This is a genomic window from Nostoc sp. CCY0012 (genome assembly GCF_963920855.1).
Classification (GTDB): domain Bacteria; phylum Cyanobacteriota; class Cyanobacteriia; order Cyanobacteriales; family Nostocaceae; genus Cyanocohniella.
Genome location: NZ_CAWUDM010000078.1, coordinates 1 through 13,975 on the forward strand (window position 1 = coordinate 1; position 13,975 = coordinate 13,975).

A 13,975-nucleotide genomic window follows, 5' to 3' on the forward strand; every position below is an offset into this window, starting at 1 on the left:
TGGTAGGTGTTTTTCAGTTTACCTCCAAACAACACCAATTAGATAGCTAGGGGATTTACCCCTGAAAGTACTGGCATAGGAAGCGACTGACGGCAAGGTATGGGTGAGTTACAACGATCCTAATTACTTAAAACAGCGATTTTCTCTCTCGGATGAGTTGGTGAAAAATATCGCTATCATTGCACCTTTAATCAATGAAGCACTTAGTTCAGTCGATCACAAATAAGTCGCAGAATTAGCACGCGATGGCGCAAAGCGCCCGCCCAAAAGGTGATCGCACCTTGGCGTTTTTGAAACAGCATTGTAGTGGCAATCGAGTAATGTCAAACTCATTAATTTTACAACACTCATGAAAACATTTGCGTTCTTCCTGGCTCTGCCAATCAGTATCTTAGCTAATTTTTCCTTAAGAGCTTCTGCTGATTCTACTGCTGGCATCATCCTGAGTACACAATGCCAGGGTGGGTACAACATCAATATTTGGCAGAATTATACGAACGGTGAACTGCTTTATCGCGCAACCAGTGCCAACGGTAATTTAAGTTTGGGTAAAGGAACTAACCAAGCAACAGAAGGTGTTCGAGTGTATAAGTTTCGGAATGGAATTTATGAATATTGGGTATGGGATGGCACGTTAGATAACCCACAGTCTGGAACTTTAGAGGTGTATAAAAACAACCGTCTCCTCACACAGCAAGCTTGTACAAAAATTTGATAGAGGAACTAGCTTTGAGTCAGCCAGTTGAAGTGGTTCCAGTTTAAACACGCAAACCTGGACGAAATTGCACAGCCAAAAATTAATGGTGTTTATGTAGTTAACGCGGCTAACCTTGTCAACTTGCTCCAACAATTAAACCATAATTAATTTGAAAGTAAGCCATTAACTGCTGTGACAATCATCCAGCATCTGCCCTTCGCTTTCAGCACCCTAGTCTCAACTCACCGCACCAAATTCAAGATAAGCTGATATTTAAACAGGTAAACTCTTAACTTGCATCAAGGAAATTTGCTGTGATTTTACTACTCAGTAAAAAAGTTAAAACCTTGATTTAGCTGTAATACTTATATAAATAAGGTAGCTTTATTACGTAGGTCTTTACTTTAGCAGGGGTTGTCCGGAGAGGGACAAAATATGATTAAAGGGATTTTGTTAGCGGTAGATTTACAAAATGGCTTTTTGATTACACCTGAATGTGTGGCGGTTGTGCCAAAGGTGGTTGCTCATGCGAGTCAGTTTCATCAAGTTTGGGCAACTCGCTTTTTTAACCGGAATCCTAATTTCTCACGTCAAGTAAACTGGAACGAGATGGTATCCGGGCATGAAACGGAGCTTTCTTATGCCTTAATTGGCGTTGTCAGCAAGATGTTTGATAAGCTTTCATATTCGCCGATGTCACCTGCCCTACTTCAAGCTCTGCAAAGGGACGCTATTACTACAGTTGCAGTGTGTGGGGTTGATACAGATGCTTGTGTGATGGCTACAGCTTTAGGACTATTTGATGCTGGATTTGAAACATTTGTAGTGTCAGATGCCTGTGCTTCTAGTGGTGGACAGGAATATCATGAAGCAGCAATTAACATATTAAAACGCAATATTGGCGAAAAATATGTGATTTCTTTTAGCGATTTACCTACAATGTTGTCTTTGGGACTTGCTATAAACTAAAAGGCGTTGCTGAATCATAATATGAATTATGCGATTGCCATATCTTGAAGTCTTTCTCAAAAGTGCGGTGCGTGGAACGGTATAGTCCTTCGTGTCTACGCTTTGTTCTTCTGGAGTTAGTTATGGAACTTCAATCACCGATACGTCAATCGTTACTGATGCTGGATTTTCTTGGACAAGTGCCTCAGCAGTAAGTTGAACAGTGTAAATTTACTATGTTTTTTATATACAATTAGTTTTATGAAAATCGAATAATTAGGTTTTACTACAACAGATGTCAATAAACCACTCACCTAGATTAAAAACAAAAGTGGGGTGGGATTCGTTAAAGAAGTACTCATAAACCTCACTGGTGATCAGCGTTGGGGGGGGTGATGCTGGAATTTGAGGAAGTTTGCCCAGAGGATTTTTCTCAATTGATTGCATATGCTCCCGATTGGGTGTAATGGATGGGCTAAATTGTTGTCATTAGCTCCTCAGTAGCTGTAGTGACCTGCAATTATAATAGTAGTCGTCAGTTGTCGGTGGTTAACGTCACTACGCTTCCTGCAATCACCTTCCAGTTGTTTTCAAATAGCTTCCAAACCCTGAGATAGCGGAATTTGCCATTAATTTCTTGCCCTAAATAGTTTCCTATTATCTCTACTGTGACGGCAACAACAACGTCGTCTGCGACCATGTTGAGCATTAGCTCACTTGATTCAACTGTATGCAGGTTGATGTTTCCCGAACGGTAATTTTCCAGATCCATAGCTTTGGTGACTGTTTCGCCACTAGGCCCGTTAAACAGAAGCTCATCGTGAAGCAGTTGATCTAAAAGTTCCACGTTATTGGTTTTCATTGCTGAGAGAAGATTTTTCTCGTTAGCGATGACCTGGGCTTTGGGGATGGCATCCATGCTGTTTGTTGTTTAATTCAACCCTAGATGAGATCATAGTACAGGGTGTGAAGCCAGCGAGAAAGGGTGCTACATTATACCTATTTTGAGTCAAGTTGCTGCAACCATAAGCAGGGTTGATAGTTCAACGAAAGAATAGGGGTTGCAGCGATTGTGAATGATAAGTTAAATTTGGCCCTTTGAGCGCGCGTGGATCTCGCTTACGTTGATACAATACTTTTGCAGCTTAATTACACGATTTATTTATTAGTTACTTAACTAAGTAAAATACAAAACTTTATATTTATCCGCATTAAGCTCAAGTAAATTCGGTGATTATTATATGCTTCACGCATATATTTAACTTCTCCATGATCCGACCTACAAAACCCGAAGATACAGTGGCACTGATTGAAGTAGCCAACACAATCGGTTTCCAACCGCACGAGATCGAGGCTCTCGGCAAAATGCTGGCTGACTACTTCGGTGGTAGCACCGACAGCAATCCCTTCTGGATCACCGACTTTGATGACAAAGACGGCCCGGTGGGGGTCGCCTACTGTGAGCCTGAACGAATGACCGAGCAGACGTGGAATCTACAATTGATAGCCATTCGCCCCGACCACCAGGGACAAGGACGCGGTGGCAAACTGCTGCACTACGTTGAAGAAACTTTGAAGGCGCGTGGTGGACGAATGCTACTGGTGGAAACATTAGCGAGCTTTGAGCGCACAAGGAAGTTTTACACGAAGTGGGGCTACGAGGAAGAGGCTCGCATTCGGGACTTCTACACGGCAGGATCTGATAAGATTGTGTTTCGTAAAGTGTTGAATGCGGCGTAGACTACAGTAACCCATGAACAACTTTTAGTTCAGAAGCGAAAGGATAGCAAAGTAAGAAAATTTAGAACAGTATTTCTTAAACTGGTGGCTTAACACGAGCAAGATCAAGAGTTTTGAGATTCATCCTTTCGCATCTCTATTGTGCAGTCGGGGCTAGAATTTGCGATCGCCTATGACATCGCAATCAAGGTGCGCGGTCGCGCCTACAAAAACCTTTACAAGTCAAGCTTTTGAGTAAGGTAAGAAAATTTTTATTATTTCTTTCTTAGTTGCTTACAATTTCATTTGCTTGTTAGGTTGCTAACCGTTTAAGGGTAATACTAGGGTGTTAGTAGAAGAAAAAACACCATGACAATACTACTTGAAACTCTAAATGAAATTAAGAAATGGCATCAACAGAACAATCCTAAATTTAGCAATCTTTGGCAGCCAGGATTAACAAGATATGAAATTGAGAAAATAATAAAAGTTTTACCCTTTCGGCTATCCAAAGAGTTGTATGAACTCTACGAGTGGGGTAATGGAGGTTATTTGTACTTTCCATTGGAAGTGGCTGTGCAAGAGTATTACAAGATGGAAAACAGTTTTTACCCACTATGGAATCCTTACTGGTTGCCAATCACTAATGACCTTGGTAGCGGCTATCCAACAGAAGACCTAAAAGGCTACCGAGTTGTTGTTGGGGATAAGGAAACCCAAAATACTTCCCTAATGCTTAATATTGATTTTGAATCTCCAGAACCAGGAGTTTGGTATCCCAGTATTACTAATATGATGTTAGCAATTGTAGAACAGTATCAAATGAGTTCACAAAAAAATGATATTGAATACTATATACAATACCGTTCTATGATTGATGAATTGCAAGCTAGTCTTGAGCAGTCTGAAGAACCAACAAAAGATTGGCAACACTTAGCATTGGATCTTACCTGCAACTTGATTCAGCAAGCGAACACAGGAATAAATCAATACTTAGGAGAACTATCTACTGAAGAAATAGAGATTTATGCTCAAGGTTCTGTGCATAAAAAATATAATCCAGGTGGAAACTACCTGTCGATTTGGCATCACAGGAAAGAGGTAGCCGAACGCCCTGATGGTTCAAAGGTTGAGACTAGATATGATCCTGACACAGGAATGATATCAGGTATCGAAATTCACAGCCCTACGGGAAAAACAAAAGAATTAACCTATTACTATGCTGGGAAACCTGCTTACCGAACAACACATAGTTACGAAAGATCCGACTGCTACCAATTTTCTGCTTGGCTTGCTGCAACATTCCCAAAGCAAAGTCAGTCCCTAAAACACTGCCTGTAGAACCAACAACCATCGCCGCAGCAATAGCCGCTAAACCAGTTCCAGTAGCAATATCTAAAACTTGTTGACCTGATTGTAATTTTGACAACTGGACTAATCGTCTTGCAGCCCTTGTATGAAACTCATTCTCGTAGTTTGTTCGACTGTTGAAGTCATTGAGAATTTGCTGTTTGTAATCACTTAGAGATGAGTAAGTCATATCAGGCGTTACTGTGTTGTTTTGAAAAAATTTTACGTTAAGGAAGCTCTTGAAGCCATTAACGCGCAAGAAAGTTGCGATGCACTGGCGGCTTCAAGCCTTATAGGTAAAGGTATTGAGCGAAATTATCAAATTTTTCTTAACTGAGTTTCTTACTTGCACCCTATTTTATCGATAGTGAATTGATTTTTCAGAGCAATGCATAGATAAGAATCTATGACAAAGCCAGATGATAAATCTAGGATTCATCGTGCGAAGGGAGATCCAAAAAATAAAATCCCCAGCCGTCGAGGCGCGCCCCGAAGGGCGAAAGCACTTAAATATCTCGGTTTTGTCAAAAATATTATTGATACGGCTCTTGATTTTATTCCTGGCAAGTGCCGAAAACGGAAAAAATATACGCACTTCTCAAAGATTTGATCTTGAAGAGTGCGATCGCTGCCCTTGAATACTGACAGTGCAGTATAATTTTATACAAAATATAATAGAGTATTTCTAAGTACGTTTATATCGGAGATTTTGTCGTAGAAAAGATAATGATACCTTATTTTGTGTTAGGTGTGGTAAAATTCTGGTGAACTCAGTCATAAGTTGTCAAAATAAGACAACTTGAACAGTAAATAGCAAGATGGTTTCTCCAGGAATAAGTCCACAATCAAAGTACCAGCCACAAGCAGCTGACACGAACATTGAGGCAGATAAATATCTGTTTACTCGTCTGCGACAACTTTCCTGGAAACAACGCTTAGAAATGTTCACGGCTCATGAGCGTGGAGTGAAGAAACTATGCCTTGTAGGAATAAAATCGCGGCATCGTGGAGCGTCACCAGAAGAAATTCGCGGTATTTTTTGCCGTGCTGTATTAGCAGAAAAATGGAGGGTTGAGTTTCAACCTACAGGGAATGATGAAAATATGTGGATTCAAGATTCAATAACGCTTGCCGCAGAATTACACTCGATTTTTGAGTCAAGAAATATTCCCTACTATGTGAGTGGTGGTGTAGCAGCTTCGTTGCATGGTGAACCGCGTTCAACGCGTGATTTAGACTTGGTAATAGAAATTAAACCAAACGATATTGATATATTAGTGACGATACTGGAAGGAGCGGGGTATTATTGTCCATCGGGTGCGGTAGAAGGATTAAAGCAAGGGCAAGAGCGAATGCTGAATATCACTCATACAGAAACTATTGCAAATGCCGACTTGTATATTAGTGATGTTTCACCGTTTGCAGTGTCTCAGATGGAACGACGCAGGCTGATCGACTTAGAAGGGATACCTAAATTTTGGGTAGCCTCAGCAGAAGATACAATATTACAAAAGTTACGCTGGGGTAGAGTCAGTCAGTCGCAAAAGCAGTGGCGTGATGTGTTGGGAATAATAAAGTTGCAAGCAGAAAGCTTAGACTACGAATATTTGACACAATGGGCAGAAAACTTGGATTTGGTGGATGCTTTAATCCAGGCATTGACTGAAGCTGGTGTGTAATCTGGAACTGGGGAGTAATAAAGTGCGATCGCTTAATAGTTCAGAAAAAGATAGTTTACCACCAATAAAACTGATCCCACTAGAAAATGACAATACGGCATCTGCTAGAAATTCTACAAAACTGAGTAACACGTCGAGAAGAATAACAGCACCAACTGATATCCGCTTTGTCAAAGTACAAGAATTTTTACGAAGTAATAACCTAGCACCTAACAGCCGCAAGCTATATGAACGGGAACTAAAGCGATTCTTGGGATGGACTCAGTTGCACTATCATGAGTTGCGTCCGCGCCACTTAGGTTTATACAAGGAATATTTACGCGACGAAGTAAAGACTGATTCAGAAAAACCGCTTTCAAAAAGTAGTATCAATGCTGGGGTGTCCGCGCTTAAAAGCTTTTTTAAGTGGATGTGCTATACATATCCAGATATAATCGCTACTAATCCCACATTGGGGATAAAGCTGGAAAAAGTGCCACTGCCACCAGCCCAAAGTTTAACAGATGAACAGATGGAACGGGTGTGGTCAGCTTTAGAATTGTTAGGAGAAACAAAACAACGGGATACAGCACTTGTTCATATTCTCAGTCACGGACTACGTGCCGGGGAAATCGTGCAGTTAAATGTTGGTTCGTTTGATGGAAAACTGCTGTTTTTACCAGATACGAAAACGAATGAACCACGCTTAGTGCCGTTGCGAAAGGAAAGCCGTGACGTACTAGAAGGATATTTGCGATCGCGGCAAGAACTGGGTGAAGAACTCAACAGTCTCTCCCCATTAATGATTTCACACCATGCCTCATATAAGGGTGAACGCTTGAGTTATCACGGGATTTACTTTGCAGTGGAGAAAATTGGGGAATTAGCAGACATTGAAGATTTGCATCCTCACCAATTCCGGCATACTTACGCTACCGAGTTGTTGCTATTGGGTGTTGATCCCAGCCATGCGCGGAAGTTGACGGGACATCAAAGCGAGAAAGCATTTCGACGGTATACATTGCGTAGCGAACAAGAAGCGGCGATCGCTGCTTATTATAAGGCTATCGGTGAAGAAGAATCGGAGTAACCCATGCCCAAGCCACTTGATCCGAAGTGCCAACTGTGTGCTAAGTTACCGACATCTAAGGCTAAGGTGCTGCATGGGACAGAAGGTGATGGCTGCTGGAATCCAAAGGTTTGCCACAATCGCCGTTCATTCTACCGTAATCGCAGCAAAAATGATTCGGGACAAATTGAGGCAATCGCAGTTGAACCGCCAGCAACATATTTTGCAGTGCTGTATTTATATAAGGAACCAGGGGATAAGCCATTACACGCCTTGGGTGCAGAACTATGGTTGGGACAAAAACCGATTTGTCGGTTAGAGCCGATCCACTGTTTTGGGCTAACGGCGGGGAAGATACGCGCCTATACAGATCAGGTGTTGCAGGCGTTTGCCAAAGAATATGGTGTCTCGCTGTATCAATATAAGGATATGTTCGAGATTAGCCCATCTCATTGTCCAGTGCGCCCTTGTCCATTACATCCAGAATTATAACTATGACCACGTATCGTCAGTTAACTATCTGGGATGTGCTAGATGAGATGTCAGAAGCTCCACCAACATCTTCACTTGATGCAGTATGGCAGTGTTTAGATGCAGAATTGCATGATTTACCTGTGGAAGTACAATTATCAACCGCAGCACTGGCTTTTTCTCAAATTGCAGATATTCTCAAATCTCGTGCTGAGTCGGTTTTGCAGGATGTACGCGATCAAAATCATCCTGAAGGTCCCGTGATTAGTACCGATATGTTTGCGGGATTAGTACGGACAACAATGCAGTTAGATTTAGACGATTTAATAGAACCAGTAATACCGCAGACTTTTAAACCACATGGGGCGCATCACTTTTCTCATATAGGTGAGTCCAATGATTCAGTAGTAGCCCCGGTGGAGAAGGAAAAAGTGTTGGCAATGGTGGAAGAAGTAACGAGTTTGGAGGATGTTCGCAACTTGGCAAGTGATGAAGATGTAGAAAGATGGCAAAGTGCAATCGCCTCATATCTTGCACAGGTAAATGATGAAATTTGTCTAGCTAAACTGCAACGAGTTTTGAAAATGCCAATGGTAGAGGTATGGTTGGGATTATTGCTGGGTGGGTTTCAATTGGAGCAACGTGGTGATTTTTACAATAGCCATGATATTTGGGTAATGGGAAATTCTGCTCAAAGTATAGTCCAATTAAGCCAGTAATCTAAATAATTAGAAAAAACTGGTTGCCAACCTTGAACAAAGGTCAAAAATTACTTTCTCCAAACTGTGGGAGAGATAATTTTAGCATCTAAATCATCGAGATAAAAACTGTAAACAGGTTCTCCTGACAATTCACAGCGTAAAGGTTCAATAATTTTAGTGAAGGGATTCCAAACTGCTGTGACAGTACGTTTAGCTTTCTTTCTTTGCAACTCACACTGAATATGTACAGTAGGTAAATGGATAATCATGGCACTATGCAAGCCAGCTTCTACAGTCATAGCATAACGCTCTTGGATATCTAACAATTTCCTAGACAATTCTCTTTGTGTAGCTTCAATTCGGGCTAATTCCTTGTCTTTATCATCACCAATGAGGTGTTTTGACTCGATTTTCTGACGAATTTCCGAGCTAATTGTATTGTAATAATCCTGGAGTCTTTCTTCATCTCTAGCCCTAGCTCTTGTCAATTTAGCTTGCCAAGGGTCTAAAGATTGTCCAATCAATGTTTCACTTTGATATTCGATTAACCTCAACAAATCATGAAAAGGAATAGATAATGGTGTTTCTTGATGCTCTAAAGGAATTCTATCAGCCTCCCAGAACAAAGCATCACCAATTTCGACTGGGGTAACTCCGGTGATTTCATTAATAATAAAGGAAACTAAACCAATCCTTTTTTCGGAAGTATGTGCTGTATAAGCCGCATTACACAAGATGTAACGAGTCATTTGAGGTTTAGCATCAACAAAACGGACTAAACCATTTTGAGCGGCAAATATCTCTGCTATACTCTTTTCAAAACCCGTAGTTTTGAGATAGCCATTGAATTTAACACCCAAGGCGCTAATAGTTCCTCTAGCAGATAATAGTTCAGATAGCTTATTTAAAACTTCTGAATGATAGGTAACGAAAACACTTTGAGGTACATCAGCAATAGTGGTAAAAGTAACTTCTTCGGGAAGCGAAAGTAGAGAGGCGATGTTTTGGGTTAACAATACATTTAAAATGTGTTGATTAACAGGTTCTGCTATTCCCTCATGCAGAGAAACAATTTTTGATAAAGTAGCAATAATTGGGTCAGAAATCATATCTAATTAAATTAGTCTCTTAAGCTTCAAAATCTTCACCAAAAATCTGTTCATCAAGTTCTTGAATTTGCTGATACTGGTCTTTGGCTTTTAACAAGTTATCTGCTAATTGGTTGAAGGCGGTATCTAATTCAGGTTTGACCTGATGCTTAAGCCAGATATCCATGACAATTTCACTAAAGTCAAATTCATCATCCACGTTCCCTAAAATTGTCTCAATTTCTCCAACAACTAGTTCAAACATATTAATTTTGTCATGTAATATCCGCAGAATATATTCTTCGATACTGCCCTTGAGACAAAAGTTAAAAATAAAAACATCCTGGGTTTGTCCAATGCGGTGAATCCGACCAATACGTTGTTCGATTTTCATGGGATTCCAGGGGAGGTCATAATTAACGATCGCATTGGCAAACTGGATGTTACGCCCCTCGCCGCCTGTTTCAGATGCCAACAGTACAGAAACAGTATCCCGAAATGCAGCGATAGCTTCATCTTTTTGTTTGAGGGACATGCCACCAGTAAATTCTGCAAAGGGGATATTTGCTGCTTGCAGAGTTTTAGCCAAATAGGTGCTAGTGGCTTTATGGGTGGTGAAGACCAAGGTTTTTTGGCGAGATTTGGAGAGCATATCTACCAAAACCTTTGCTTTCTCAACCTGCTTCACCTGGGATGCGCGTCTTGCTAAAGATTTCAGTTCTTCATCAGGAAGGCGAAGAGTCAATTGTTTGAGGGAGTCAGCCAAAGCACCAGGGGATGAACCAGCACGCATTAGCAAATTGGTACGAGAAAGTCTGTCTAGCTTGTCTTCTGAGGAACGGAGATACTCGCTCAAGTCCTGGTAAAGTTTCTCCTCACCTGCTGCTGGGGTAACGGTAATTGTAGTGGCGAAGCGTTTGGGTAGTTTGACATCTACCAAGGCGCGGGTATTTCGCACCATAACTTCCCGCATCAGGGAGCGTAACTTTTCGGGATTTTTGGGGATGCGTCCATTTCTGGAATGGACATACTCTTTTTTAAAAGCGGCTTCTGTTTGTAATAGTCCGGGTTTGAGGAGAGTTAACAGATTAAACAATTCAATCAGGGAGTTCTGCACTGGCGTAGCAGTGAGCATAAGAATAAACCGCTTATTGAGGGAATTGACCAATTTCCAGTTGAGAGTAGTGCGATTTTTCAGGTGGTGGGCTTCATCGACAACTACCAAGTCCCAACTACGACTGGTGACGAGGGAATAATGTTTAGCAGACTTAGCGGTGTTTAAGGAAGCAATAATACGCGGATTATTTGACCAGAATTCGTCTAGCGGTTGTTGGGGGTCACGATTATCTGTAGTGATAGTAGAAATGTTAAATTTGTCACTTAATTCTGATTGCCACTGGGAAACTAGGGATGCAGGAGTTAACACCAGCATAGACTGAACCATACCCCTAGCTAAGTATTCGGCGATGATGAGTCCCGCCTCAATGGTTTTACCCAATCCGACTTCATCCGCAAGTAATGCGCGTCCACCGAGTTGTCGAAGAACTTTGCGGGCTGTTTCAATCTGATACCAGTATTTGTCGATGGCAGTGAGAGTTGGCAAACAAACGAGCTGGTCATAATCTGCCATAACTGAGAGGTTGAACAGGTCTAAACGCGCCTCGTAGAAGTCGATGGGGTCATATTTACCTGTTTTGAGGGCTTCTAAGGCAGCAGAAGAATTAAATTTAAATGTGTAGTTTTTCTGCATAATGCATCCTTACAAATCAAAGTCAAGTGTGAATGTTTGATTGTCAGATTCTTCCAGGGTTTCGGATGTAGATGAAAGTTGCTGGTCTTGTTTATTTTGCTCAGTATTCCTGGGTATAAAAGCTGGAGTATGTGTGCCTTGTGAGACTAATTGTTGTATGGGAAATGCACCCTTTTTGAAAGCGAAATAGCAATCAATGATAAAGTAGAGTGTCTCCAGGTAACTTTTATCTAATTGTTGTGATTCAGCAAATATACGTTCACGGTAGCTATCTTTAATGCGAACTTTTTCCGGAGCTAAGTCTTGTTTATCTGCCATTGTGATTACCTAGCAACTGTGCTTGCAGAATTTTTTTTCATAATAGTTTTTGCCATCTCTAGAAGTCCAAAGGCATTAGCTTCTACCGGATTATCGAGAATTGTGAACCCGTTTTTTTCTAATAGCTTTTTGAATCCAGGTAACAGACAGCCGCCACCAATTGCCCAAATTTCATCCCCTTGATGTTTAGCATCGAGTGTGAGATTGACAGGCTTTTTTAAATATTTCTCATACCAATCCTTCAAACAAGTGCTGTAGACATCTTTAATATCGATATCACGACTGTACTTGGTATGTCCCATTTCCAAGCAAAAGCGAATCTTAGAGGGGTCGCCGATTTTACCACCATTGAGGTGTTTCATTTTTTGGGAAATATCATCGATGAGAACTTCAACGCCTGCGGGGTAGGGGGTGTGAACTTCTCGCTTTCCCTGATTGTACCGGGAATACAGAGTCGTACCATTGCCAAAATCTAAAACGGTTAATTTTGGGGGAAGTAACTGCCCGAACAATGCACCCATGCCCTCTGGTACTACTTTGAGGACTTCGAGTGTGACATCTGATTTTTTACCAGCCAGTATAGGTTGATATTCTCCGTTGAGTTTTTGTGTTAAGTTTTTTGCTAAACCGACATCATGTAAGCTGACAACTAATTTTAAATGCCAAGCCTTACGGTGTGGTAGATGTGCCAATGCACCAAATAATGTTAAGAGGGCATTGTTGACTTTATTTTCATTGTGATCAGTATTGCGGTCAAAATGATAACCTGTGCGAAAAGCGGATTCGCCAACGGTGTAAGCAGTACCGTTAAAAACGACTCTTCCTGGGACATCTTCCATTTCGGCAGTGGAAATATAGCTGGGGACACGAATAACTTCAAAGCCATCGACTAAAAGTTTCAGGCTGCCATAACCGTTATCAAAGCCAGCCGGAAAAATTTTTTGCAAAGTGTGAATGTTAGACATGGGGGATAAGTGAATACGATTTGTTGAAGAAAATGATCTGTTTAGATGAGAGGGTGCAGGAGACAGAGGAGAAAACGTGCTGCCAGTTTTTTCTGTGCTTGTGTGAGTTTATCAGAATTTTCTTGGGGGTCAAGTGGGGTATAAAGTGATAATCAGAAAAAGTACCCTAAGCATCACCTATATATACCCTATATAGGGGCTAAATTGTCATCAAATATCTCAAAGTGTTTTGGGGTATATATGGGGGCTATATATACCCCAGAGGAAATTTGTAAAATTTCAATTTGTGACCATAACAAAAAAAGTTGATCATTTTTGAATGCAAATTTCAAAGTAAAAAAAATAATTTTGAATGAGCGTATAGTTAATAATGAGAAATTTGACATACTCCCCGTAACTCAATTGCGGTAATTTTAGGCTCAAACAGCAATTGCAGGAAACTCCCCTCTGACATCACCTAAAGCACCTAAATTCATAGTTTGCAACAGGTTCCAGTTTCATTTAGGCGAAAGATGGTTAGCTTAGGATCGTTATCACCATAGAAATAGCAGACTGGTCGGTTTATTCCTGGAAAAGTCTGGTCAATCCAATAATTTTTACTTTCAGGGTCGATGGCAATAAACCAGTTGTAATGCGTTTCTATCAACTGTTCTCGTAGGCGCTCAAATATAACCCGACAAGGCAAAGCCAGAATATTGCTATATTCCCCGCGATGATTAATGTTTGATAGAGGAATTAAAGATGGTTGTGAAATAAGGTGGCGACGGGGCTGTGAAACTTGTGTCATATCGATAGTATGTGTTTTCTCTGATGTGATTGAATTCTTGAAGGCTTAAGAAGGGAGTGGGCTGAGTGGGTATCTCGCTGAATAAATTGAGGAGCCATCTGCGTAAGCTGGTTAAGCAACTTGAGCTTGCCTGGCGTGGGCTTTAAACCAATTGGATGTAGAGTAGGGTATTAATTTTATTGCTCAACTTTTTCTTTACCCCCAGACTCCAATACGGTTCAGTTAAGGATAAATTGTAGCGACTGTCTTGAATGTCAAGTGCGATCGCCAAGAAAAAACAGCAACTAGAAAGATTGACGCAACTGGGGAACGCTGCGCTAGATTCAGCGGTGGCTGGTGCGGGCTGTGACTATCTTGACGAACAGCCAAAAGTCTTTTTGCCCGTACCAGCCACTCCGCTTCGCCGCTGAATCTTCCCCAGTTGCTGGATTTCGCGTGTAGGCAAAAAGAGCAT

General features: G+C 41.2%; 15 protein-coding genes. 8 read left to right on the forward strand and 7 right to left on the reverse strand.

Annotated features, from left to right (window positions below; all coding sequences use genetic code 11):
* The first annotated feature begins 349 nt into the window (after positions 1 to 349).
* Together ACM0OS_RS20155 and ACM0OS_RS20160 are read left to right on the forward strand one after the other, a co-directional pair.
* Positions 350 to 715 carry a hypothetical protein gene (locus ACM0OS_RS20155; RefSeq protein ID WP_414544980.1) on the forward strand — a complete coding sequence of 122 codons (366 nt, stop codon included), beginning with the start codon at positions 350 to 352 and terminating at the stop codon, positions 713 to 715.
* A 417-nt stretch (positions 716 to 1,132) separates the two neighbouring features.
* Complete coding sequence (locus ACM0OS_RS20160; protein ID WP_414544981.1) at positions 1,133 to 1,666, forward strand: cysteine hydrolase family protein; 534 nt, start codon at positions 1,133 to 1,135, stop codon at positions 1,664 to 1,666.
* A 514-nt stretch (positions 1,667 to 2,180) separates the two neighbouring features.
* On the opposite strand, the gene ACM0OS_RS20165 is transcribed toward ACM0OS_RS20160, so the two are convergent.
* Positions 2,181 to 2,564, reverse strand: a complete 384-nt coding sequence (locus tag ACM0OS_RS20165) for a nuclear transport factor 2 family protein (RefSeq protein ID WP_414544982.1) — start codon at positions 2,562 to 2,564, stop codon at positions 2,181 to 2,183.
* A gap of 350 nt (positions 2,565 to 2,914) precedes the next feature.
* Here ACM0OS_RS20165 and ACM0OS_RS20170 point away from each other — a divergent pair, with 350 nt between their 5' ends.
* Positions 2,915 to 3,385, forward strand: coding sequence for a GNAT family N-acetyltransferase (locus ACM0OS_RS20170; protein ID WP_414544983.1), 471 nt, complete (start codon positions 2,915 to 2,917; stop codon positions 3,383 to 3,385).
* A 1,165-nt stretch (positions 3,386 to 4,550) separates the two neighbouring features.
* Here the strand turns inward: ACM0OS_RS20170 and ACM0OS_RS20175 are convergent.
* Positions 4,551 to 4,904 (reverse strand): class I SAM-dependent methyltransferase, encoded by a 354-nt coding sequence (locus tag ACM0OS_RS20175; RefSeq protein WP_414544984.1) that lies wholly within the window; start codon positions 4,902 to 4,904, stop codon positions 4,551 to 4,553.
* Between the two features lie 628 nt (positions 4,905 to 5,532).
* On the opposite strand from ACM0OS_RS20175, the gene ACM0OS_RS20180 reads away from it, so the two are divergent.
* Genes ACM0OS_RS20180 through ACM0OS_RS20195 form a run of 4 tightly spaced genes read left to right on the forward strand, consistent with a single transcriptional unit; the run spans position 5,533 to position 8,631 of the window.
* On the forward strand, positions 5,533 to 6,393 hold the full coding sequence (locus ACM0OS_RS20180) for a hypothetical protein (protein WP_414544985.1): 861 nt from the start codon (positions 5,533 to 5,535) through the stop codon (positions 6,391 to 6,393).
* A gap of 1 nt (position 6,394) precedes the next feature.
* Entirely contained in the window at positions 6,395 to 7,462 is a 1,068-nt protein-coding gene (locus ACM0OS_RS20185; RefSeq protein ID WP_414545006.1) for a tyrosine-type recombinase/integrase, read from the forward strand.
* 3 nt (positions 7,463 to 7,465) lie between these two features.
* Positions 7,466 to 7,933, forward strand: coding sequence for a hypothetical protein (locus ACM0OS_RS20190; protein WP_414544986.1), 468 nt, complete (start codon positions 7,466 to 7,468; stop codon positions 7,931 to 7,933).
* 2 nt (positions 7,934 to 7,935) lie between these two features.
* A complete protein-coding gene (locus ACM0OS_RS20195) occupies positions 7,936 to 8,631 on the forward strand; it encodes a hypothetical protein (RefSeq protein WP_414544987.1) in 696 nt (231 codons plus the stop codon).
* Positions 8,632 to 8,681: 50 nt separating this feature from the next.
* Here the strand turns inward: ACM0OS_RS20195 and ACM0OS_RS20200 are convergent, their stop codons facing one another.
* From ACM0OS_RS20200 to ACM0OS_RS20220, 5 genes are all read right to left on the reverse strand, one after another.
* On the reverse strand, positions 8,682 to 9,722 hold the full coding sequence (locus tag ACM0OS_RS20200) for a hypothetical protein (RefSeq protein ID WP_414544988.1): 1,041 nt from the start codon (positions 9,720 to 9,722) through the stop codon (positions 8,682 to 8,684).
* Between the two features lie 19 nt (positions 9,723 to 9,741).
* Positions 9,742 to 11,451: a DEAD/DEAH box helicase gene (locus ACM0OS_RS20205; protein WP_414544989.1), complete on the reverse strand. Its 1,710-nt coding sequence runs from the start codon at positions 11,449 to 11,451 to the stop codon at positions 9,742 to 9,744.
* Between the two features lie 9 nt (positions 11,452 to 11,460).
* Positions 11,461 to 11,769: a hypothetical protein gene (locus tag ACM0OS_RS20210; RefSeq protein ID WP_414544990.1), complete on the reverse strand. Its 309-nt coding sequence runs from the start codon at positions 11,767 to 11,769 to the stop codon at positions 11,461 to 11,463.
* Between the two features lie 5 nt (positions 11,770 to 11,774).
* Positions 11,775 to 12,734 carry a ParM/StbA family protein gene (locus tag ACM0OS_RS20215; protein ID WP_414544991.1) on the reverse strand — a complete coding sequence of 320 codons (960 nt, stop codon included), beginning with the start codon at positions 12,732 to 12,734 and terminating at the stop codon, positions 11,775 to 11,777.
* 472 nt (positions 12,735 to 13,206) lie between these two features.
* Complete coding sequence (locus tag ACM0OS_RS20220; RefSeq protein WP_414544992.1) at positions 13,207 to 13,521, reverse strand: hypothetical protein; 315 nt, start codon at positions 13,519 to 13,521, stop codon at positions 13,207 to 13,209.
* A gap of 251 nt (positions 13,522 to 13,772) precedes the next feature.
* On the opposite strand from ACM0OS_RS20220, the gene ACM0OS_RS20225 reads away from it, so the two are divergent.
* On the forward strand, positions 13,773 to 13,931 hold the full coding sequence (locus ACM0OS_RS20225; RefSeq protein ID WP_414544993.1) for a hypothetical protein: 159 nt from the start codon (positions 13,773 to 13,775) through the stop codon (positions 13,929 to 13,931).
* The last annotated feature ends 44 nt before the right edge of the window (positions 13,932 to 13,975 follow it).

Bases quoted from the DNA above. Each gene is read 5' to 3' on its own strand.
- ACM0OS_RS20225 (WP_414544993.1), top strand. From the start codon at position 13,773: ATGTCAAGTGCGATCGCCAAGAAAAAACAGCAACTAGAAAGATTGACG.
- ACM0OS_RS20170 (WP_414544983.1), top strand. From the start codon at position 2,915: ATGATCCGACCTACAAAACCCGAAGATACAGTGGCACTGATTGAAGTA.
- ACM0OS_RS20190 (WP_414544986.1), top strand. From the start codon at position 7,466: ATGCCCAAGCCACTTGATCCGAAGTGCCAACTGTGTGCTAAGTTACCG.
- ACM0OS_RS20165 (WP_414544982.1), bottom strand. From the start codon at position 2,564: ATGGATGCCATCCCCAAAGCCCAGGTCATCGCTAACGAGAAAAATCTT.
- ACM0OS_RS20180 (WP_414544985.1), top strand. From the start codon at position 5,533: ATGGTTTCTCCAGGAATAAGTCCACAATCAAAGTACCAGCCACAAGCA.
- ACM0OS_RS20205 (WP_414544989.1), bottom strand. From the start codon at position 11,451: ATGCAGAAAAACTACACATTTAAATTTAATTCTTCTGCTGCCTTAGAA.
- ACM0OS_RS20160 (WP_414544981.1), top strand. From the start codon at position 1,133: ATGATTAAAGGGATTTTGTTAGCGGTAGATTTACAAAATGGCTTTTTG.
- ACM0OS_RS20210 (WP_414544990.1), bottom strand. From the start codon at position 11,769: ATGGCAGATAAACAAGACTTAGCTCCGGAAAAAGTTCGCATTAAAGAT.
- ACM0OS_RS20220 (WP_414544992.1), bottom strand. From the start codon at position 13,521: ATGACACAAGTTTCACAGCCCCGTCGCCACCTTATTTCACAACCATCT.
- ACM0OS_RS20155 (WP_414544980.1), top strand. From the start codon at position 350: ATGAAAACATTTGCGTTCTTCCTGGCTCTGCCAATCAGTATCTTAGCT.
- ACM0OS_RS20215 (WP_414544991.1), bottom strand. From the start codon at position 12,734: ATGTCTAACATTCACACTTTGCAAAAAATTTTTCCGGCTGGCTTTGAT.
- ACM0OS_RS20195 (WP_414544987.1), top strand. From the start codon at position 7,936: ATGACCACGTATCGTCAGTTAACTATCTGGGATGTGCTAGATGAGATG.
- ACM0OS_RS20200 (WP_414544988.1), bottom strand. From the start codon at position 9,722: ATGATTTCTGACCCAATTATTGCTACTTTATCAAAAATTGTTTCTCTG.
- ACM0OS_RS20175 (WP_414544984.1), bottom strand. From the start codon at position 4,904: ATGACTTACTCATCTCTAAGTGATTACAAACAGCAAATTCTCAATGAC.